The 18628-nt window shown below is 66.9% G+C and carries 12 protein-coding genes; 7 read left to right on the top strand and 5 right to left on the bottom strand.

All coding sequences use genetic code 11. The features are described 5' to 3' along the window. Nucleotides 1-62 precede the first annotated feature (62 nt). Nucleotides 63-2225 (bottom strand): MMPL family transporter, encoded by a 2163-nt coding sequence (locus tag ACNJ7E_RS29780; protein WP_418341638.1) that lies wholly within the window; start codon nucleotides 2223-2225, stop codon nucleotides 63-65. A 409-nt stretch (nucleotides 2226-2634) separates the two neighbouring features. Here ACNJ7E_RS29780 and rpoB point away from each other — a divergent pair, with 409 nt between their 5' ends. The 3 genes from rpoB (at nucleotide 2635) to ACNJ7E_RS29795 (ending at nucleotide 11595) form a co-directional block, all read left to right on the top strand. Then, nucleotides 2635-6141 (top strand): DNA-directed RNA polymerase subunit beta, encoded by a 3507-nt coding sequence (gene rpoB / locus ACNJ7E_RS29785; RefSeq protein WP_011594854.1) that lies wholly within the window; start codon nucleotides 2635-2637, stop codon nucleotides 6139-6141. Nucleotides 6142-6259: 118 nt separating this feature from the next. Then, nucleotides 6260-10216: a DNA-directed RNA polymerase subunit beta' gene (locus tag ACNJ7E_RS29790; protein ID WP_280779933.1), complete on the top strand. Its 3957-nt coding sequence runs from the start codon at nucleotides 6260-6262 to the stop codon at nucleotides 10214-10216. A 146-nt stretch (nucleotides 10217-10362) separates the two neighbouring features. Next, a complete protein-coding gene (locus ACNJ7E_RS29795) occupies nucleotides 10363-11595 on the top strand; it encodes a M23 family metallopeptidase (RefSeq protein ID WP_418341639.1) in 1233 nt (410 codons plus the stop codon). Here ACNJ7E_RS29795 and ACNJ7E_RS29800 read toward each other — a convergent pair. Continuing rightward, nucleotides 11592-12152, bottom strand: a complete 561-nt coding sequence (locus ACNJ7E_RS29800) for a TetR/AcrR family transcriptional regulator (RefSeq protein ID WP_418341640.1) — start codon at nucleotides 12150-12152, stop codon at nucleotides 11592-11594. The genes ACNJ7E_RS29795 and ACNJ7E_RS29800 overlap by 4 nt on opposite strands. Before the next feature lie 117 nt (nucleotides 12153-12269). Between ACNJ7E_RS29800 and ACNJ7E_RS29805 the strand changes: the two genes are divergently transcribed. Then, on the top strand, nucleotides 12270-12470 hold the full coding sequence (locus tag ACNJ7E_RS29805; RefSeq protein ID WP_005258232.1) for a hypothetical protein: 201 nt from the start codon (nucleotides 12270-12272) through the stop codon (nucleotides 12468-12470). Nucleotides 12471-12475: 5 nt separating this feature from the next. On the opposite strand, the gene ACNJ7E_RS29810 is transcribed toward ACNJ7E_RS29805, so the two are convergent. Beyond that, a complete protein-coding gene (locus ACNJ7E_RS29810) occupies nucleotides 12476-12988 on the bottom strand; it encodes a SixA phosphatase family protein (RefSeq protein WP_280779936.1) in 513 nt (170 codons plus the stop codon). Between the two features lie 9 nt (nucleotides 12989-12997). Next, nucleotides 12998-14011, bottom strand: coding sequence for an aldo/keto reductase (locus ACNJ7E_RS29815; protein WP_280779937.1), 1014 nt, complete (start codon nucleotides 14009-14011; stop codon nucleotides 12998-13000). A gap of 134 nt (nucleotides 14012-14145) precedes the next feature. On the opposite strand from ACNJ7E_RS29815, the gene ACNJ7E_RS29820 reads away from it, so the two are divergent. Further along, nucleotides 14146-14982, top strand: a complete 837-nt coding sequence (locus tag ACNJ7E_RS29820) for a helix-turn-helix transcriptional regulator (RefSeq protein ID WP_280779938.1) — start codon at nucleotides 14146-14148, stop codon at nucleotides 14980-14982. On the opposite strand, the gene ACNJ7E_RS29825 is transcribed toward ACNJ7E_RS29820, so the two are convergent. Then, nucleotides 14983-15762, bottom strand: a complete 780-nt coding sequence (locus ACNJ7E_RS29825; protein ID WP_280779939.1) for an acyl-[acyl-carrier-protein] thioesterase — start codon at nucleotides 15760-15762, stop codon at nucleotides 14983-14985. Between the two features lie 153 nt (nucleotides 15763-15915). On the opposite strand from ACNJ7E_RS29825, the gene ACNJ7E_RS29830 reads away from it, so the two are divergent. After that, on the top strand, nucleotides 15916-17577 hold the full coding sequence (locus ACNJ7E_RS29830; RefSeq protein WP_280779940.1) for an FAD-dependent oxidoreductase: 1662 nt from the start codon (nucleotides 15916-15918) through the stop codon (nucleotides 17575-17577). A 37-nt stretch (nucleotides 17578-17614) separates the two neighbouring features. Further along, nucleotides 17615-18580: an NADPH:quinone oxidoreductase family protein gene (locus ACNJ7E_RS29835; RefSeq protein WP_283352886.1), complete on the top strand. Its 966-nt coding sequence runs from the start codon at nucleotides 17615-17617 to the stop codon at nucleotides 18578-18580. Nucleotides 18581-18628: the final 48 nt, after the last annotated feature.

Genomic DNA, 18628 nt, shown 5'->3' on the forward strand with positions numbered 1-18628 from the left:
CGGACGGGTGAGTGCTGAATTGCCCTCTCCGGCAGAGTAAACCGATTCGCATCCGATCGTCTTCACGATTGGATGGGAATCTGTTGCTGCGGTGTCGGTTTCGGATGCTCCGGTGAACCGGGGGTAGGTGTTTTCCGTGCCAGGAATCCCGGCGCCCACCAGTTGGCCTCACCCATCAGCTTCACCAGGGCGGGCACCAGCATCATGCGGATGACGGTGGCGTCGATGAGCAGCGCGACGATCATGCCGAGCCCGATGAATCGCATCATCGTCAGTTCCGAGAGCGTGAACGCGCCGGTGACGACGATCAGCAGCGCGGCGGCCGCCGTCACGATGCGCCCCGTATGTGCCGTGCCGATCCGCACGGCCTCTTCGGTCGATGCCCCCTTGTCGTGGGCCTCGACCATTCGCGACATCAGGAAGATCTCGTAGTCGGTGGAGAGCCCGAACACCACCGCGATGATGAGGACGACCATCGTCGCGGGCAGCGGTCCCGGCGTCACGCCCAGAAATTCGGCCCCGTGACCGTCCTCGAAGATCCACGTGAGCACGCCGAACGAGGCGGCGAGGCTCAGAGTGGCCATCGCGATCGCCTTCAGGGGCAGCACCACGGACCGGAACGCCAGCAGCATCAGCACGAAGGTGACGCCCACCATGATCCCGATCATCCACGGCAGTCCCGCGGCCATCGCGTCCAGTCCGTCGGCGGTCAGGGCGTTCAGCCCGCCCAGCATCTTCTCGGTGCCTTCCGGGGGCGGGAGGTCGCGCAGTGCGGCGGCCGTCGCCATGGCCCCCGTCGTGCGGTCGGCGTCGCCGAAGATGGCCCGGATGGCGACGAACGTGTCGGTGGCGCCGACCGGGACCACCCGCTGGACGCCGTCGACCGCGGCCGTCGCCCGGAAGAACTCCGCCGTGGCGGCCGGCGGCGGGGCCTTGCCGTCGCTGCCCTGCAGGACCAGCGTCGCCCCGTTGTTGGCGAGTGGAAAGTCGGTGGCGAGATCCTGGACGGCGAGCCGGAGCGGGTGAGCCGCGGGCAGTCCGGTGTGGTCGAGATCACCCAGTGATGCGCCTGTGAGGGGCGCGGCGAGCACGAGCAGCCCCGCGACGATGGCCGTCGCGATCGGGACGGGCCGCCGCATGACGCGGGCGGCGACGCCGCCCCAGAACCGGTGCGCCCGGTCTTCGCCGCGTTCGACCACTCCCGGTCGCCACGTCAGCGAGTTGATGCGCGGCCCGAGCAGAGCGAGTGCCGCGGGCAGCGCCGACAGCGACAGCACGGCGGCGATCCCGATGGCTGCCATCCCGCCGTAGGCGAACGACCGGACGATGGCCTGGGGAAACACGAGCATGCCCACGAAACCGCACACGAGGAGGAGGGCGGAGAACCCCACGGTCCGGCCGGCCGTGGCGAGCGTCCGGCGGACGGCGTCGTCGGTGCGGGAGCCGGACCGCAGCTCCTCGCGGAACCGGGTCACGACGAACAATCCGTAATCGATGGACATGCCGAGCCCGACGAGGCTCGCGATGTTCACAGAGAATGCGCTGACCTCGGTGAAGTACGAGATCACGCGCAGGGCGCCGAGGGCGCCGAGGATCGCGAGACCGCCGACGCACAGCGGGACGGCTGCGCCGACGAGGCCGCCGAAGATGACGAGCAGAAGGAGCAGCAGAAGCGGGAACGACACCGCCTCGGCTCGCAGCAGATCACTTTCGGACACCTCGTTGAAGGCGTTGGCTGCCGCACTGAAGCCGCTGAACTCCGCGTCCGTGCCGTCGATGACCAGCAGGGGTTCGAGATCGTGGTACGCCGCGATACGAGTGTTCTCGTCGCCGCTCAGCGACAGCACCACCAGTCCCTCGGTGCCGTCGGTGGACCGCAGGAACTCCTTCGCCTGTGGCGGCGCCGACCAGTACGACAGGGGAGTGTTGGCGAGCACTCCGGGGTCGATTTGCGCGAGGTGGGCGGCCACCTCGGGACCGAGATCCTCGATCGTCGCACCCGGACGTGCGTGGTAGGTGACCGCCAGATCGGGGGTCTGCCGTCCGAACGTCCCCTCGATCAGGCGCTCCACGGCCGCGGATTCGCTGCCCGGATCGGTGTACCCGCCGAGGCTCAGCCGGTCGAACACGCCCGATCCCCACGCCCCACCGAGCAGCACCAGCAGCACCGTGGCGGCCAGGACCAGCTTCGGACGGGCGACGACGAACGAACTCCAGCGCGTCACGGCTCTGCTTCCCTCGAGAAATCGACGGCGATCGCGTGCGCATATTGTTCACCGCCCGTCAGCGGCTGGGAAGGGGCGGCGTGAACTGTCCCGGGCCTCGCGAAACGACGCGACACGCCCCCTAACTCTTGACGCCGCGATGATCACGCGTCACTCTGATGCGTGAACATGCGCAGTGACGCGTGGCCAAGCGCCCGGCTGGGTGCTGTTTCGGGTGCCCGACTCGACATCTACTGAGTTTGGGTGTACTTTTGGACGTTGCGCTGGCTGCCTCCTGTCCACCCCTCGTCCGCACCGCTGCGAAGTGATTCACTCTTCAGCAACTGTGACGAGTTTCGTTCGGGTTGTGACCAGCGAAATTCGAAGCAGATACAGCGGCGGTCGCAACAGCAAGAGCGGCCCGCGTGAGGTGCTGGAAGGACGCATCTTGGCAGTCTCTAGCCAGACCAAGGCAGTTTCCGGAATCCCCGGAGCCCCGAAGAGGGTTTCGTTCGCAAAGATTCGCGAACCCCTCGAAGTTCCCGGGCTTCTTGATGTACAAACCGATTCGTTCGAGTGGTTGATCGGTGCGCAGAGCTGGCGCGAACGCGCCGCCGCTCGTGGCGACAGCGCAATCTCCGGAGGTCTCGAGGACATTCTCGCGGAGCTTTCTCCGATCGAGGATTTCTCGGGCTCGATGTCTCTGTCCTTCTCGGACCCGCGTTTCGACGAGGTGAAGGCCTCGACGGACGAGTGCAAAGACAAAGACATGACCTACGCGGCGCCGTTGTTCGTGACCGCGGAGTTCATCAACAACAACACCGGTGAGATCAAGAGCCAGACGGTCTTCATGGGCGACTTCCCGATGATGACCGACAAGGGCACGTTCATCATCAACGGCACCGAGCGTGTCGTGGTCTCGCAGCTGGTGCGTTCCCCCGGCGTCTACTTCGACCACTCCGTCGACAAGGGCACCGAGAAGGACCTGCACAGCGTCAAGGTCATCCCGGGCCGTGGTGCATGGCTCGAGTTCGACGTGGACAAGCGTGACACGGTCGGCGTCCGCATCGACCGCAAGCGCCGCCAGCCCGTCACCGTGCTGCTGAAGGCCCTCGGCTGGACCACCGAGCAGATCACCGAGCGCTTCGGCTTCTCGGAGATCCTCATGGCGACGCTCGAGAAGGACAACACCGCCGGCACCGACGAGGCGCTGCTCGACATCTACCGCAAGCTGCGTCCGGGCGAGCCGCCGACCAAGGAGAGCGCGCAGACGCTCCTGGAGAACCTGTTCTTCAAGGACAAGCGCTACGACTTGGCTCGCGTGGGTCGCTACAAGATCAACAAGAAGCTGGGCCTGAACCTCGGACAGCCGATCGTCGCGTCGACCCTCACCGAGGAAGACATCGTCGCCACCATCGAGTACCTGGTGCGCCTGCACGCCGGTGACACCGAGATGACCGCCCCCGGCGGCAGTGCGGTGCCCGTCGAGGTCGACGACATCGACCACTTCGGTAACCGTCGTCTGCGCACGGTCGGTGAGCTCATCCAGAACCAGATCCGCGTGGGCCTGTCCCGCATGGAGCGAGTGGTTCGTGAGCGCATGACCACCCAGGACGTCGAGGCGATCACGCCGCAGACGCTGATCAACATCCGGCCCGTCGTGGCTGCGATCAAGGAGTTCTTCGGAACCTCCCAGCTGTCGCAGTTCATGGACCAGAACAACCCGCTGTCGGGGCTGACGCACAAGCGTCGTCTGTCCGCCCTCGGCCCCGGTGGTCTGTCCCGTGAACGCGCCGGCCTCGAGGTGCGAGACGTTCACCCGTCGCACTACGGCCGCATGTGCCCGATCGAGACCCCTGAGGGTCCGAACATCGGTCTGATCGGTTCGCTGTCGGTGTACGCACGGGTCAACCCGTTCGGCTTCATCGAGACGCCGTACCGCAAGGTCGAAAACGGTCAGGTCACCGACCAGGTCGACTACCTGACCGCGGACGAAGAGGACCGCCACGTCGTCGCCCAGGCCAACTCGGCCCTCGACGCCAACGGTCACTTCACGGACGATCGCATTCTGGTCCGTCGTAAGGGTGGCGAGGTCGAGTTCGTCTCGTCCGCCGAGATCGACTACATGGACGTCTCGCCGCGACAGATGGTGTCCGTCGCGACCGCGATGATTCCGTTCCTCGAGCACGACGACGCCAACCGTGCCCTGATGGGTGCGAACATGCAGCGTCAGGCGGTGCCCCTCGTTCGCAGCGAGGCTCCGCTGGTCGGTACCGGCATGGAACTGCGTGCCGCCGTCGACGCGGGCGACGTCATCGTCACCGAGAAGACGGGTGTCGTGGAAGAGGTCTCCGCCGACTACGTCACGGTCATGGCCGACGATGGCAGCCGCAAGACCTACCGGATGCGCAAGTTCGCGCGTTCGAACCAGGGCACCTGCGCCAACCAGCGTCCGATCGTGGACGAGGGACAGCGTGTCGAGTTCGGACAGGTCCTCGCCGACGGCCCCTGCACCGAGAACGGTGAGATGGCGCTCGGCAAGAACCTGCTCGTCGCGATCATGCCGTGGGAAGGCCACAACTACGAGGACGCGATCATTCTGTCGCAGCGCCTCGTGGAAGAGGACGTCCTGACCTCGATCCACATCGAGGAGCACGAGATCGATGCCCGCGACACCAAGCTCGGTGCCGAGGAGATCACTCGCGACATCCCGAACGTCTCCGACGAGGTCCTCGCCGACCTCGACGAGCGCGGCATCATCCGTATCGGTGCCGAGGTTCGTGACGGTGACGTGCTGGTCGGAAAGGTCACGCCGAAGGGCGAGACCGAGCTGACCCCCGAGGAGCGCCTGCTGCGCGCCATCTTCGGTGAGAAGGCCCGCGAGGTTCGCGACACGTCGCTGAAGGTTCCCCACGGTGAGACCGGCAAGGTCATCGGCATTCGCGTGTTCTCGCGCGACGACGACGACGATCTGCCCCCCGGTGTCAACGAGCTGGTCCGCGTCTACGTGGCACAGAAGCGCAAGATCCAGGACGGCGACAAGCTCGCCGGCCGCCACGGCAACAAGGGCGTCATCGGCAAGATTCTCCCGCAGGAGGACATGCCGTTCCTGCCCGACGGCACTCCGGTCGACATCATTCTGAACACCCACGGTGTTCCGCGTCGTATGAACATCGGTCAGATCTTGGAGACCCACCTCGGGTGGATCGGCAAGACCGGCTGGAACGTTCAGATCGCCGGCGACGGCTCCCGTCCCGATTGGGCGGAGCAGCTGCCGGAGGAGATGCTGTCTGCACCTGCCGACTCCAACATCGCTACCCCGGTGTTCGACGGCGCCAAGGAAGACGAGCTCACCGGTCTCCTCGGTTCGACGCTGCCGAACCGCGACGGCGAGGTCATGGTCGCGTCCGACGGAAAGGCCACGTTGTTCGACGGCCGTTCCGGCGAGCCGTTCCCGTACCCGGTCTCGGTCGGCTACATGTACATCATCAAGCTGCACCACCTGGTCGACGACAAGATCCACGCTCGTTCGACCGGTCCGTACTCGATGATCACCCAGCAGCCGCTCGGCGGTAAGGCCCAGTTCGGTGGCCAGCGCTTCGGTGAGATGGAGTGCTGGGCGATGCAGGCCTACGGCGCGGCATACACGCTGCAGGAGCTGCTCACCATCAAGTCGGACGACGTGGTGGGTCGAGTCAAGGTGTACGAGGCCATCGTCAAGGGCGAGAACATCCCCGAGCCGGGCATCCCCGAGTCGTTCAAGGTGCTCCTGAAGGAGCTCCAGTCGCTCTGCCTCAACGTGGAGGTGCTGTCCTCGGACGGCGCGGCCATCGCGATGGCGGACGGCGACGACGAGGACCTGGAGCGGGCCGCAGCGAACCTGGGCATCAACTTGTCCCGGAACGAAGCGGCGACGGTCGACGACCTCGCGAACTAGGTTTCGGTCCCCGGGTCCTGAGAAATCAGGATCCGGGGGCGTAGTTCACATTTGAATTGGCAGTCAGGTATCGGCGGGTGACCGTTGATCCACAATCCCTCTGGGGAAAGGAAGTTACGTGCTCGACGTCAACTTCTTCGATGAACTCCGCATTGGCCTCGCCAGTGCAGAGGACATCCGCAATTGGTCCTACGGCGAGGTCAAGAAGCCGGAGACCATCAACTACCGCACCCTCAAGCCCGAGAAGGACGGCCTCTTCTGCGAGAAGATCTTCGGCCCCACCCGGGACTGGGAGTGCTACTGCGGTAAGTACAAGCGTGTCCGCTTCAAGGGCATCATTTGTGAGCGCTGCGGCGTCGAGGTGACCCGCGCCAAGGTTCGGCGTGAGCGTATGGGCCACATCGAACTGGCCGCCCCGGTCACGCACATCTGGTACTTCAAGGGCGTGCCCAGCCGTCTCGGCTACCTGCTCGACCTGGCGCCGAAGGATCTCGAGAAGATCATCTACTTCGCCGCGTACGTCATCGTCGGTGTCGACGAGGAACTGCGTCACAACGAGCTGTCCACTCTCGAAGCCGAGATGCAGGTCGAGAAGAAGTCCGTCGCGGATCAGCGTGACGCCGACCTCGAGGCCCGCGCTCAGAAGCTCGAAGCCGACATCGCCGAGCTGGAGGCGGAGGGCGCCAAGTCCGACGTCCGCCGCAAGGTCAAGGACGGCGGCGAGCGCGAAATGCGTCAGCTCCGTGACCGCGCGCAGCGCGAGCTGGATCGTCTCGACGAGATCTGGACCACGTTCACCAAGTTGAGTGTCAAGCAGCTCATCGTCGACGAACTGCTGTACCGCGAGCTCGTCGACCGCTACGGCGAGTACTTCACGGGCGCCATGGGTGCCGAGTCGATCCAGAAGCTCATGGAGAGCTTCGACATCGACGCCGAGGCCGAGAACCTCCGCGAGACCATCCGCAGCGGCAAGGGGCAGAAGAAGCTCCGCGCACTGAAGCGTCTCAAGGTCGTCGCAGCCTTCCAGGTCAACCAGAACTCGCCCATGGGCATGGTTCTGAACGCCGTCCCGGTGATCCCGCCGGAGCTGCGCCCGATGGTTCAGCTCGACGGTGGCCGCTTCGCCACCTCCGACCTGAACGACCTGTACCGCCGCGTGATCAACCGCAACAACCGCCTCAAGCGACTGATCGACCTCGGTGCCCCCGAGATCATCGTCAACAACGAGAAGCGGATGCTGCAGGAGTCCGTGGACGCGCTGTTCGACAACGGCCGTCGTGGCCGTCCCGTCACGGGTCCCGGTAACCGTCCGCTGAAGTCCCTGAGCGACCTGCTCAAGGGCAAGCAGGGTCGTTTCCGTCAGAACCTGCTCGGTAAGCGCGTCGACTACTCGGGTCGTTCCGTCATCGTCGTCGGCCCGCAGCTCAAGCTGCATCAGTGCGGTCTGCCGAAGCTGATGGCTCTCGAGCTGTTCAAGCCGTTCGTGATGAAGCGTCTGGTCGACCTGAACCACGCGCAGAACATCAAGTCCGCCAAGCGCATGGTGGAACGTCAGCGCGCACAGGTGTGGGACGTCCTCGAAGAGGTCATCGCCGAGCACCCGGTGCTGCTGAACCGTGCACCGACGCTGCACCGCCTGGGCATCCAGGCCTTCGAGCCGCAGCTGGTCGAAGGTAAGGCCATTCAGCTCCACCCGCTGGTGTGTGAGGCCTTCAACGCCGACTTCGACGGTGACCAGATGGCCGTGCACCTTCCGCTGTCCGCGGAGGCGCAGGCCGAGGCTCGCATCCTGATGCTGTCGTCGAACAACATCCTGTCGCCCGCGTCGGGTCGACCGCTCGCCATGCCCCGTCTGGACATGGTCACCGGTCTGTACCACCTGACCCGGTTGGACGAGGGTGCGATCGGCGAGCTCGAAGCGTCGACCAGCGAAGAGGCGGAGCAGGGCGTGTACTCCTCGCCTGCCGAGGCTCAGATGGCCGTCGATCGTGGCGCGCTCGTCGTGCAGGCGAAGATCAAGGTGCGGCTCACGCAGCAGCGCCCGCCCCGCGACATCGAGTCGGAGCTGTTCCCCGAAGGCTGGAACTACGGTGACGGCTGGACCGCGGAGACGACGCTGGGTCGCGTGCTCTTCAACGAGCTGCTGCCCGCGGACTACCCGTTCGTCAACGAGCAGATGCCGAAGAAGCGTCAGGCGACAATCATCAACGATCTCGCCGAGCGCTACCCCATGATCGTGGTCGCGCAGACCGTCGACAAGCTGAAGGACGCCGGTTTCTACTGGGCCACGCGTTCGGGTGTCACGGTCTCGATCTCCGACGTCCTCGTGCCGCCGGAGAAGGCTCAGATCATGGAGTCCTTCGAGGCTCAGGCCGACCAGATCGAGAAGAAGTACCAGCGTGGTGCTCTGAACAAGACCGAGCGCAACAGCGCCCTGGTCAAGATCTGGTCCGAGGCCACCGACGAGGTCGGTAAGGCCATGGAGGCCCACTTCCCCGACGACAACCCGATCCCGATGATCGTGAAGTCCGGCGCCGCCGGCAACATGACTCAGGTTCGGTCGCTCGCCGGGATGAAGGGTCTGGTGACCAACCCGAAGGGTGAGTTCATCCCGCGTCCGATCAAGTCTTCCTTCAAGGAAGGCCTGACCGTTCTCGAGTACTTCATCAACACGCACGGTGCCCGTAAGGGTCTGGCCGATACCGCGCTCCGCACCGCCGACTCGGGTTACCTGACCCGTCGTCTGGTGGACGTCTCGCAGGACGTCATCGTCCGCGAGGTCGACTGTGGAACCGAGCGCGGCATCGTCACCACGATCGCCGAGAAGCAGGCCGACGGCACGCTGATCCGCGACGCTCACGTGGAGACGAGCACGTACGCCCGCACCCTGGCCGCCGACGCGGTCGACGAGAACGGCAACGTCATCGTCGAGCGTGGACACGACCTGGGCGACCCGGCGATCGACGCGCTGCTCGAAGCAGGCATCACGCAGGTCAAGGTCCGGTCGGTGCTCACCTGCACTACCGGCACCGGCGTCTGCGCCACTTGCTACGGCCGCTCCATGGCCACCGGCAAGCTCGTCGACATCGGTGAGGCCGTCGGTATCGTCGCCGCACAGTCCATCGGTGAGCCCGGTACCCAGCTGACCATGCGTACGTTCCACCAGGGTGGTGTCGCCGGAGACGACATCACCGGTGGTCTGCCGCGTGTTCAGGAGCTGTTCGAGGCCCGCGTCCCCAAGGGCAAGGCCCCGATCGCCGACGTCAGTGGCCGCGTGCAGCTCGAGGACGGCGACCGCTTCTACAAGATCACCATCGTCCCGGACGACGGTGGCGAAGAGGTTGTCTACGACAAGCTCTCGAAGCGTCAGCGTCTGCGTGTCTTCAAGCACGACGACGGCACCGAACGCCTTCTGGCCGACGGTGACCACGTCGAGGTCGGTCAGCAGCTCATGGAAGGTGCTGCCGATCCGCACGAGGTGCTGCGTGTCATGGGCCCCCGTCAGGTGCAGATCCACCTCGTCAACGAGGTCCAGGAGGTGTACCGGAGCCAGGGTGTGTCGATCCACGACAAGCACATCGAGGTCATCGTGCGCCAGATGCTGCGTCGCGTGACGATCATCGACTCGGGCGCCACGGAGTTCCTGCCCGGTTCGCTGACCGAGCGTGCGGACTTCGAAGCGGCCAACCGCCGTGTCGTCGCCGAGGGTGGCGAGCCGGCAGCCGGACGTCCGGTGCTGATGGGTATCACCAAGGCATCGCTGGCGACCGACTCGTGGCTGTCCGCGGCGTCGTTCCAGGAGACCACTCGCGTGCTGACCGATGCGGCGATCAACTGCCGCTCGGACAAGCTGATCGGTCTGAAGGAAAACGTGATCATCGGAAAGCTGATCCCCGCCGGTACCGGTATCAACCGTTACCGCAACATCCAGGTTCAGCCGACCGAAGAAGCTCGCGCTGCTGCGTACGCGGTTCCGTCCTACGACGACCAGTACTACAGCCCGGACGGCTTCGGCCAGAACACCGGTGCCGCGGTGCCGCTGGACGATTACGGTTTCAGCAACGATTACCGGTAGGCGCTCCGCGCCCGTGAGCGGTTGACGAGTCCCAGGACTCGCCGGGCACTCACCAAGGACGAAGGCCCCACCCCTCTCTCTTCGGGGGTGGGGCCTTCATCTGTTTCCATGCCTTGTCGCCGGGTGTTCGCCGTTGCTAGCGTCGGATGATGGCCCGGTCGAGGTTCGCCATCGCGCTCCTACTCGCCGTCGTCGTGGGGGCCGCGACCTCCTGCACGGCCTCGGACACCCAGCAGAGCGAGGCGACGTCGTCGGCGGCGCCTGCCGCGTCCGCCGGTCCCGCGGTGCTCACGCCGGTGGTCGCGGATGTGGTGGCCGCGCCGATCCCGGTGACGGGCAGCGACGGTCGCGTGCACCTGGTCTACGAACTGCGGCTGACGAACACCGGTTCGCAGCCGGCGACGATCACGTCGCTGCAGGTGAAGGGCGACGGCCGCACACTGGTGGATTTGAGCGGCGATGCGCTGACGCCCTGGTCCCAGGCACTCGGCGGAGGCCCGAAGACCGGCACCGTCCTCGCCCCCGGACAGCAGGGGCTGGTGTGGATCGACGCGACACTGAACAGTCCCGACGACGTGCCCACCAGTCTCGGCCACGTCGTGAACGTCAACTTTCCGCAGGCGACGTCACTCGTGCCGTCGCAGCTCGCCGAGAACGTGGCGGACACCGAAGTCGACACCCGCGACGCCGTCCGGATCCGCGCTCCCCTCGACGGTCCGCGGTGGCTCGACGGCACCGGCTGCTGCACGGTCACGTCCCACCGCGCGGCCGTGCTGCCGATCAACGGGCGGATGCTCACGGCCGAGCGCTTCGCGATCGACTTCGTCCAACTCGACGAGCAGGGACGCATCTACGTCGGCGACAAGACTCAGCTGTCGAGCTACGAGTACTACGGCGCACCGGTCCGTGCGGTGTCGGACGGCAAGGTGATCGCCGTCGTGGGCGACCTGTCCGAACAGGTTCCGGGTGCCAGTCCGCAGGGACTGCCCCTCGACCAGTACGGCGGAAACCACGTCGTCCAGGACATCGGGAACGGGCGGTACGCGTTCTACGCGCACCTGCAGCCCGGCAGCGTGGACGACATCAGCGTCGGCCAGGACCTGCGGGCGGGCGACCAGCTCGGGTTGCTGGGCAACAGCGGTAACACCGACGCACCGCATCTGCACTTCCATCTGATGGACGGGCCGAACTACCTGGCGTCGAACGGCATTCCGTTCGAGTTCGAGAACTTCGACCTCGACGGGCGGGTGACGGGGGAGAGTCTCGAAGCCGCTGCGACCGCCGGCGCCCCGGTGGTCGACGAGGCGGGAACGCAGACCGGATCGCGCACCGACGAGATGCCGCTGTACCTCGACGTCGTGACGTTCCCGGGCAGTTAGCCGAGGAGCCCGCGCTCGACGAACCGGGTGAGTGCGGCGATGCCCGCATCGTCGTCGCCGTCCCACAGGCCGACGAAGACGGTCGCCACCGCGGCGAGCAACTGGGCACTGACGTCGGGGCTCGCAGGGAGGTGTGCGCCGTCCGCGGAGAGTGTCGTGAGGAGTTCGGCCCACGGCTTCATCTGCTCGATCCCGAAGTCGTGCATCCGCTGCGCGAACTCGGGATCGACGAGGGCTGCGTCGCGGAGCGCGGACATCACGGTGCGATGCCGCGACTGCAGTTGCCAGAACACGGCGAGATGCGGACCGAGGTTCCGCAGATCGTCGGGGGAGGTGGTGACGAGTGCATCCGCGTCGTCGCCGATGTCGTCCGCGAGCGCGAGGAGCAGCGCTTCCTTGCCATCGAAATGGTTGTAGAACGAACCCGCCGCCTTGCCGGCCTCGGTCGTGATGTCGGTGATGGTGGCGTTCAGGTAACCCTTGCGTTCGAAGACCACTCTGGCTGCGTCGAGTAAGTCCCGGCGCGTCTGGGCGGCCTTCTCCTGTCGGGTGGTCACTGCGGTTTCCCATCTCCCTCGCCGCTGGTCTGCCCTCGCTCGAGCTGGTTCTCGTCCCGTGAAGACTATCCTCGACCACACCTGTCCGATATGCGTGGTTCGCTGAACGGAGACGAGATGTCCGAGAAGAAGATCGATCGCGTCAAGACGGAGTCGGCACTCGAAGTGCTGCGGGAAAGCCCCACGATCGCACTCATCACCGTGGCACCGGCACTGGTCGTCTTCGGGGTGGTCTGGTGGCTGTTCGGATTCTGGTCGGCCCTCGTGCTGGTCCTGATTCTGGGTGTCGTCGCCGTCGTCGGCCGGAAGCTGTTCTGAGGCCCCTACCGCGGGACGTGGAACGCGGCGAGTGACGCCGCACTCGACGTGAGTTCGTCCCAGTCGCACGGCACCGTGAGGACCGCGAGCGCGGACGTCGGGAACTTCTCCCGCATCAGGTCGGCTTCCCCGGTGTCGGGGTTGCCCGCCAGATCCAGTGCCGTCGACGGCATGCCGGGAACATGTCCGACCACGAGCAGCGTGCGCACCGACGGCTCGACCCGCACGATCTCCATGAGCACCTCGGACGGGTACGCGCCGTACAACTCGTCGGCGAACCGGGCGGGAGCGCCGACCCGGGTCGCCTCCAGCGTTTCCCGGGTGCGGCGAGCAGTCGAACACAGCACGGCGTCGATCGGCGGCTGCGTGGACCGCAGCCACTCACCGGCCAGACCCGCCTGCTTCCGTCCGCGCGGCGCCAGCGGCCGTTCGTGATCCGCGACCCCCTCCGGGTACGCCGACTTGCCGTGGCGCATCAGGATCAGGGTGCGATTCCGCGAGGAGCTGTGCGAGGCCATGGCTAGACGCTAGCGCCCCACGCCGGCGCGTTCACTGTCGAGTTGGGCCATCTGCGCGGGCGCGTAGCGGTCCCCGGCGACTGCGGTGTCGGGAACCGCTGCGGCGATGGCGGCGAGGTCACCGGCGTCGAGGTGGACGTCGAGTGCGCCGAGCGTCTCCTCGAGCCGGGCGACGGTGCGCGCTCCGACGACGGGCACGATGTCGTCGCCCTGGGCGAGAACCCACGCGATCGCCAGCTGCGCGACGCTCACCCCGTGCTGCGCGGCCACGGCGGCGAGCGAGTCGACGAGGGTGAGGTTCTGCCGGAGGTTGTCGCCCTGGAACCGGGGGCTGTGTGCGCGGAAGTCGTCGGCCGCGAGGGTCTGATCGGTGCGCAGCGAGTCGCTGAGCAGACCCCGGGAAAGTACGCCGTAGGCCGTCACGCCGATCCCGAGTTCCCGGCAGAGCGGAAGGATCTCGGCCTCGATACCCCGCGAGATGAGCGAGTACTCGATCTGCAGGTCCACGATCGGGTGCACGGCCGCCGCGCGGCGCAGGGTCTCGGGGCCCACCTCGGACAGGCCGATGTGGCGCACGTAGCCTGCCTCGACGAGTTCGCCGATCGTTCCGACGGTGTCCTCGATCGGCACGTCGGGGTCGAGACGGGCGGGGCGGTAGATGTCGATGTAGTCGACGCCGAGACGCTGCAGCGAGTAGGCGAGGAAGTTCCGGATCGACTCGGGTCGCGTGTCCACTCCGGCCCACGTGCCGCCGGGGCCGCGCAGTCCGCCGAACTTGACGCTGAGGGTCACGTCCTCCCGTCGACGGCCGGCGAGGGCCTTGCCGATCAGGGACTCGTTGTGGCCCGATCCGTAGAAGTCCCCGGTGTCGACGAGATCGATCCCGGCTTCGAGCGCCGCGTGGATGGTGGCGATGGACTCCACGTCGTCCGTCCTGCCGTACATCCCGGACATGCCCATGGCGCCGAGGCCGAGCCGGCTGACGGTGGGACCGGTGGTTCCGAGTGCGGTGGTGCTGATCATGTTCTGCTCCGATTGTCGGTGTCTGTTCCGGACTGACACCAGCGTCGCCGTCGCCGGGAGCGGCAACCAGAGACCGTTCATCGGGGGACCGGCGATCCCTGGCAGCGTCCCGGTGGGTCCGGCACAGTTGATGCATGAACCGCTCCGAGTTGGCCGACTTCCTCCGCCGTCGCAGGGAACAGCTGGTTCCGGCCGACGTCGGACTGCCACCGGGTGTACGCCGGCGGACGCCGGGGCTCCGGCGCGACGAGGTGGCGATGCTCGCGGGAATGTCGACGGATTACTACACCCGACTCGAGCAGGCCCGCGGCCCGCATCCGTCGACGCAGGTCCTGGCGTCGATCGCGCGGGCGTTGCGGCTGACCGACGATCAGCGAGACCATCTCTACCTGTTGTCGGGTCAGGTGCCGCCGATGCGGGCCGCGGGCAACAAACACGTCGGACCGGGACTGCTGCACCTGCTCGACAAGCTCGACGACACCCCGGGCTGCGTCATCTCGGACCTCGGGGAGGTGCTGGTCCAGAATCGCATGCACGTGATCCTGTTCGGCGACGCGACCCGGTATTCGGGTCTCGACCGGTACGTGCCGTGGCGGTGGTTCGCGCACCCCGGCGAGCGCGGGATGTTCCCCGAGGACGATCACGAGCGGCTCGCCGGAAACCACGTCGCGGATCTGCGGGCGACGGCTGCCCGGCGGGCCGGTGACGCCGACGTGACGGAATTGGTGGACCGCCTCTACGAGAGCAGCGCCGAGTTCGCGGCGCTCTGGGACAGGCACGATGTGGCCGTCCGCAGGTCCGACACCAAGACCGTCCTCCACCCCGAGGTCGGACGCATCGACCTCGTCTGCGAGACGCTGCTGACCCCGAGCGCCTACCAGCATCTGCTCGTGTACATGCCGCAGCCGGGCTCCGACGCGCGGGCCCGGCTCGACCTGTTGCGGGTGATCGGCACCCAGCAGATGGTCTGATCAGGTGGTGAGTGGCCCGACCCGGGCCACGGCCCGCAGGGCGTCGTCGACCAGGAACCACACGGTCAGCGACGTCTCGTCCCGCCTCGAACGCAGGACGATCCGGTCGGTCGACACGATGGGCGAAAGGTATTCGAGCACGGCGCGATGGGGATTGTCGACGAGGCGACCGCCGCCCGGATGCTCGTGGTCGGCGAGCAGTTCTTCGACGGCCTGCCAGTAGACGGCGTTGTTGACGTGGTCGAACGGGTCGATGTCGGTGCGGCGTAGGACGAACTCGGTATCCACGATGCCGTCCTCCTCGGCGGCCGGCGCATTCTCGACGAGCCAGCGCTTCCATTTGAGCCGGTGTTCCTCCGCCGACTCGCCGAGGCGTTCGATGAACCCGTCGTCGATGCGGGTGGGCATTCCGGTTTCGCCGCTGATGTGGATCCAGAAACCTTCGGTCTCGATGAGTGCACCCGCCTCACCCTCGATCTGGACCCGCATATTCGTCCAGCGGGTCGAGAGCGCGGAGCACCAGCGCCGGAGGTGCACCCGCTCGGGCCATACCGCCGGTCGTACGACGTCGATGACGGTGCGCCGGACGATCCACAGCGGGTGGCTGTCGGCGGCGTCGACCGCGTCGAGGTTGTCCAGTCCGGCGTCCTGCAGATACCGCGCGATCCCGTCGAGGCGCAGGCGCTTGGCGGCATCGATGTCGCCGGTGCGGACCGGCCAGGACGTCTCGAAGAAGCGGCCGCGTGCGGGGACAGCGGCGAGGGGTCGGTCGAGTGCCAAGATGCGGTTCCTTCGCTCGTGGACGGAGCCCCGATTCTTCCATCCCGGCGCCGGTGCTTGTTTGCGGACGCGATTCTCAGTACAGTTCATATAACTGTTACTACGTGTAACACAAACGAGTTCGATGGTCCGGACAGGTGTGAGGAAACCGCAATGGCATATGTCATCACCCAGGCGTGCTGCAACGACGCGAGCTGCGTCTCCGCATGCCCCGTGAACTGCATCCATCCGACACCGGAGGAGCGGGAATTCGCGCAGACCGAGATGCTGCACATCGACCCGGAAACCTGCATCGACTGCGGGGCCTGCGTCGACGCGTGTCCGGTCGACGCGATCTTCCCGGAAGACAAGCTCATCGGCTCGCTCACGCGCTACAAGGACATCAACGCCGAGTACTACACGACCAACCCCATGCCGACCGGGTGGATCCCCCTCACACCCGCGACCCCGCCGCGCCGCGACCTCGGCAAGCTCCGGGTCGCCGTCGTCGGCGCCGGCCCGGCGGCCTGCTACGCCGCCGGTGAACTGCTCGAACGGTCCGACGTCGAGGTCGAGATGTTCGAGAAGCTCCCGACCCCGTGGGGACTCGTCCGCGCGGGTGTCGCACCCGACCATCCCGGCACCAAGGAGGTGACCCGGATGTTCGAGTGGAGCCTCGACCGGCCGAACTTCGAGTTCCACCTCAACGTCGAGGTCGGCAAACACGTCACCCACGACGAGCTGCTGGAGAATCACCACGCCGTCATCTACGCCGTCGGGGCGTCGAGCGACCGGCGTCTGGGGATCCCGGGCGAGGATCTTCCCGGCGTGCACGCCGCCACCGAGTTCGTGGCCTGGTACAACGGCCACCCGGACTACGCGGAGCGCACGTTCGACCTGTCCGCGAAGCGCGCGGTGATCGTCGGCAACGGCAACGTCGCGCTCGACGTGGCCCGCATCCTCACGATGAACGTCGAGGAGCTGGAACGGACGGACATCGCCGATCACGCTCTCGCCGCGCTGCGGCGCAGCAACATCGAGGAAGTCGTTCTGCTCGGCCGCCGCGGGCCTGCGCAGGCCGCCTACAGCAACCCCGAGTTCCTGGCGCTCGGCGACCTCGAGAACGTGGACGTCGTCATCGACGACGCCGATCTCGACCTCGACTCGGCCAGTGAGGCACTGCTCGACGATCCGGCCACCGCGATGAAGGTCCGGCTCGCGCGGGAGTTCGCGCAGCGTGCCCCGCGGCCCGGACACAAGCGCATCGTGTTCCGCTACCTGACGTCGCCGCTCGAGGTCACCGGTTCCGGCAAGGCCGAGGCTCTGCGCTACGGACGCAACGAACTGGTGGTCGACGACTCCGGCGCGTTGTCCGCCCGGGCTCGCGGCGAGGAGGGTTCGCTGGACACCTCGCTCGTGCTGCGCTCCATCGGCTACCGCGGCAACCCCGTCGGCGGTGTCGCGTTCGACGAGAAGCGCGGCGTGATCCCCAACGAGCACGGCCGGGTCACCGACCGGGTGTACGTGACCGGATGGATCAAGCGCGGACCCAGCGGCGTCATCGGCACCAACAAGGCGTGCGCGAAGGAGACGGTGTCGTCGCTGCTCGCAGATTTCGAGGCCGGAAAACTCCTCGGCACGGTCGGCACCCGGAAGGACGTGAAGAAGCTGATCGAGCGGCGCCAGCCGGAACAGATCGGGTTCCCGGGCTGGCGGGCGATCGACAAGGCGGAGACCGGCCGCGCGGCGGGGTCCGGCCGGCCCCGCGTAAAGATGACCGACAAGGTCGAGCTGGTGTCCGTCGCCCGCAAGCGGAAGCGGCTGTTCGCTCGTTGACGCCTCTCGCCGCCCCTGCGCGTCTAGTGTTTCGAGCATGCGCGCAGTGGTGGTGACGGAGCTGTCGGGGCCGGGCGGCATGACGCTGCAGGATGTACCCGAACCGGCGGCCGAGGGGCTCGTCCTGATCGACGTCAAGGCCAGCGGCGTGTGCTTCCCCGACCTGCTGATCAGCTACGGCAAGTATCAGCTCGGCCCCGAGTTGCCGTTCGTTCCCGGCGCCGAAGTTGCGGGTGTCGTGGTGTCGGCACCGGTCGACAGCGGATTCGAGCCCGGACAGCGGGTGCTCGCGGCGTCGCAGGTCGGCGGTTACGCCGAACGGGTCGCGGTGCCGCCGGCGCAGGTGCTGCCCAGTCCGTCGATTCTTGATTTCGACGAAGCGGCGTCGCTGATCGTCAACTACCAGACGATGGAATTCGCGCTGGAGCGCCGGGCCCGGCTGCGGGCAGGCGAAACCGTCGTCGTCCTCGGCGCGGCGGGTGGGGTGGGGACGTCCACCATCCAGCTGGCCAAGGCGCACGGCGCCCGCGTGATCGCGGTGGTGCGCCGGGACGGCGCCGACGACTTCCTGCGCGAACTGGGGGCCGACGAGGTCGTCCGCCTCGACGACGGCTGGGGCGCCCGGGTCCGTGAGCTGACCGGCGGCCGCGGCGCGCAGATCGTGGTCGACCCGGTCGGCGGCGACGCGTTCGACGAGGCCGTCCGGGTGCTGGCCCCGGAAGGCCGGCTGGTCGTGATCGGTTTCGCGGGCGGGACGATCCCCGAGGTGAAGGTGAACCGGGTGCTGTTCCGCAACATCAGCATCGTGGGTGCGGCGTGGGGTGAGTTCATCCGGACCGAACCGACTGCGCTGGAAGAGGTGCATGCCGCGTTGATCCGGCACGTCGAACGCGGACTGCGTCCCGTGGTCACCTCGCGGTATCCCCTCGAGCGGGCCGCGGACGCACTGCGTGACCTCGAGGCAGGCCTCGTGCTGGGTAAAGCGGTGCTCGTCCAGGACTGAATCCGCAGGTCCAGGCTGCCGCCGCGGACTGTGATACCTGACACCATT

Source organism: Rhodococcus mengyinensis (assembly GCF_048381435.1).
GTDB classification, from domain to species: Bacteria; Actinomycetota; Actinomycetes; order Mycobacteriales; family Mycobacteriaceae; genus Rhodococcus_F; species Rhodococcus_F opacus_D.

Excerpts from the sequence above, each read along its gene's own strand:
- ACNJ7E_RS29795 (WP_418341639.1), top strand. The coding sequence starts at position 10,363 with ATGATGGCCCGGTCGAGGTTCGCCATCGCGCTCCTACTCGCCGTCGTC.
- ACNJ7E_RS29805 (WP_005258232.1), top strand. The coding sequence starts at position 12,270 with ATGTCCGAGAAGAAGATCGATCGCGTCAAGACGGAGTCGGCACTCGAA.
- ACNJ7E_RS29810 (WP_280779936.1), bottom strand. The coding sequence starts at position 12,988 with ATGGCCTCGCACAGCTCCTCGCGGAATCGCACCCTGATCCTGATGCGC.
- ACNJ7E_RS29815 (WP_280779937.1), bottom strand. The coding sequence starts at position 14,011 with ATGATCAGCACCACCGCACTCGGAACCACCGGTCCCACCGTCAGCCGG.
- ACNJ7E_RS29820 (WP_280779938.1), top strand. The coding sequence starts at position 14,146 with ATGAACCGCTCCGAGTTGGCCGACTTCCTCCGCCGTCGCAGGGAACAG.
- ACNJ7E_RS29830 (WP_280779940.1), top strand. The coding sequence starts at position 15,916 with ATGGCATATGTCATCACCCAGGCGTGCTGCAACGACGCGAGCTGCGTC.
- ACNJ7E_RS29835 (WP_283352886.1), top strand. The coding sequence starts at position 17,615 with ATGCGCGCAGTGGTGGTGACGGAGCTGTCGGGGCCGGGCGGCATGACG.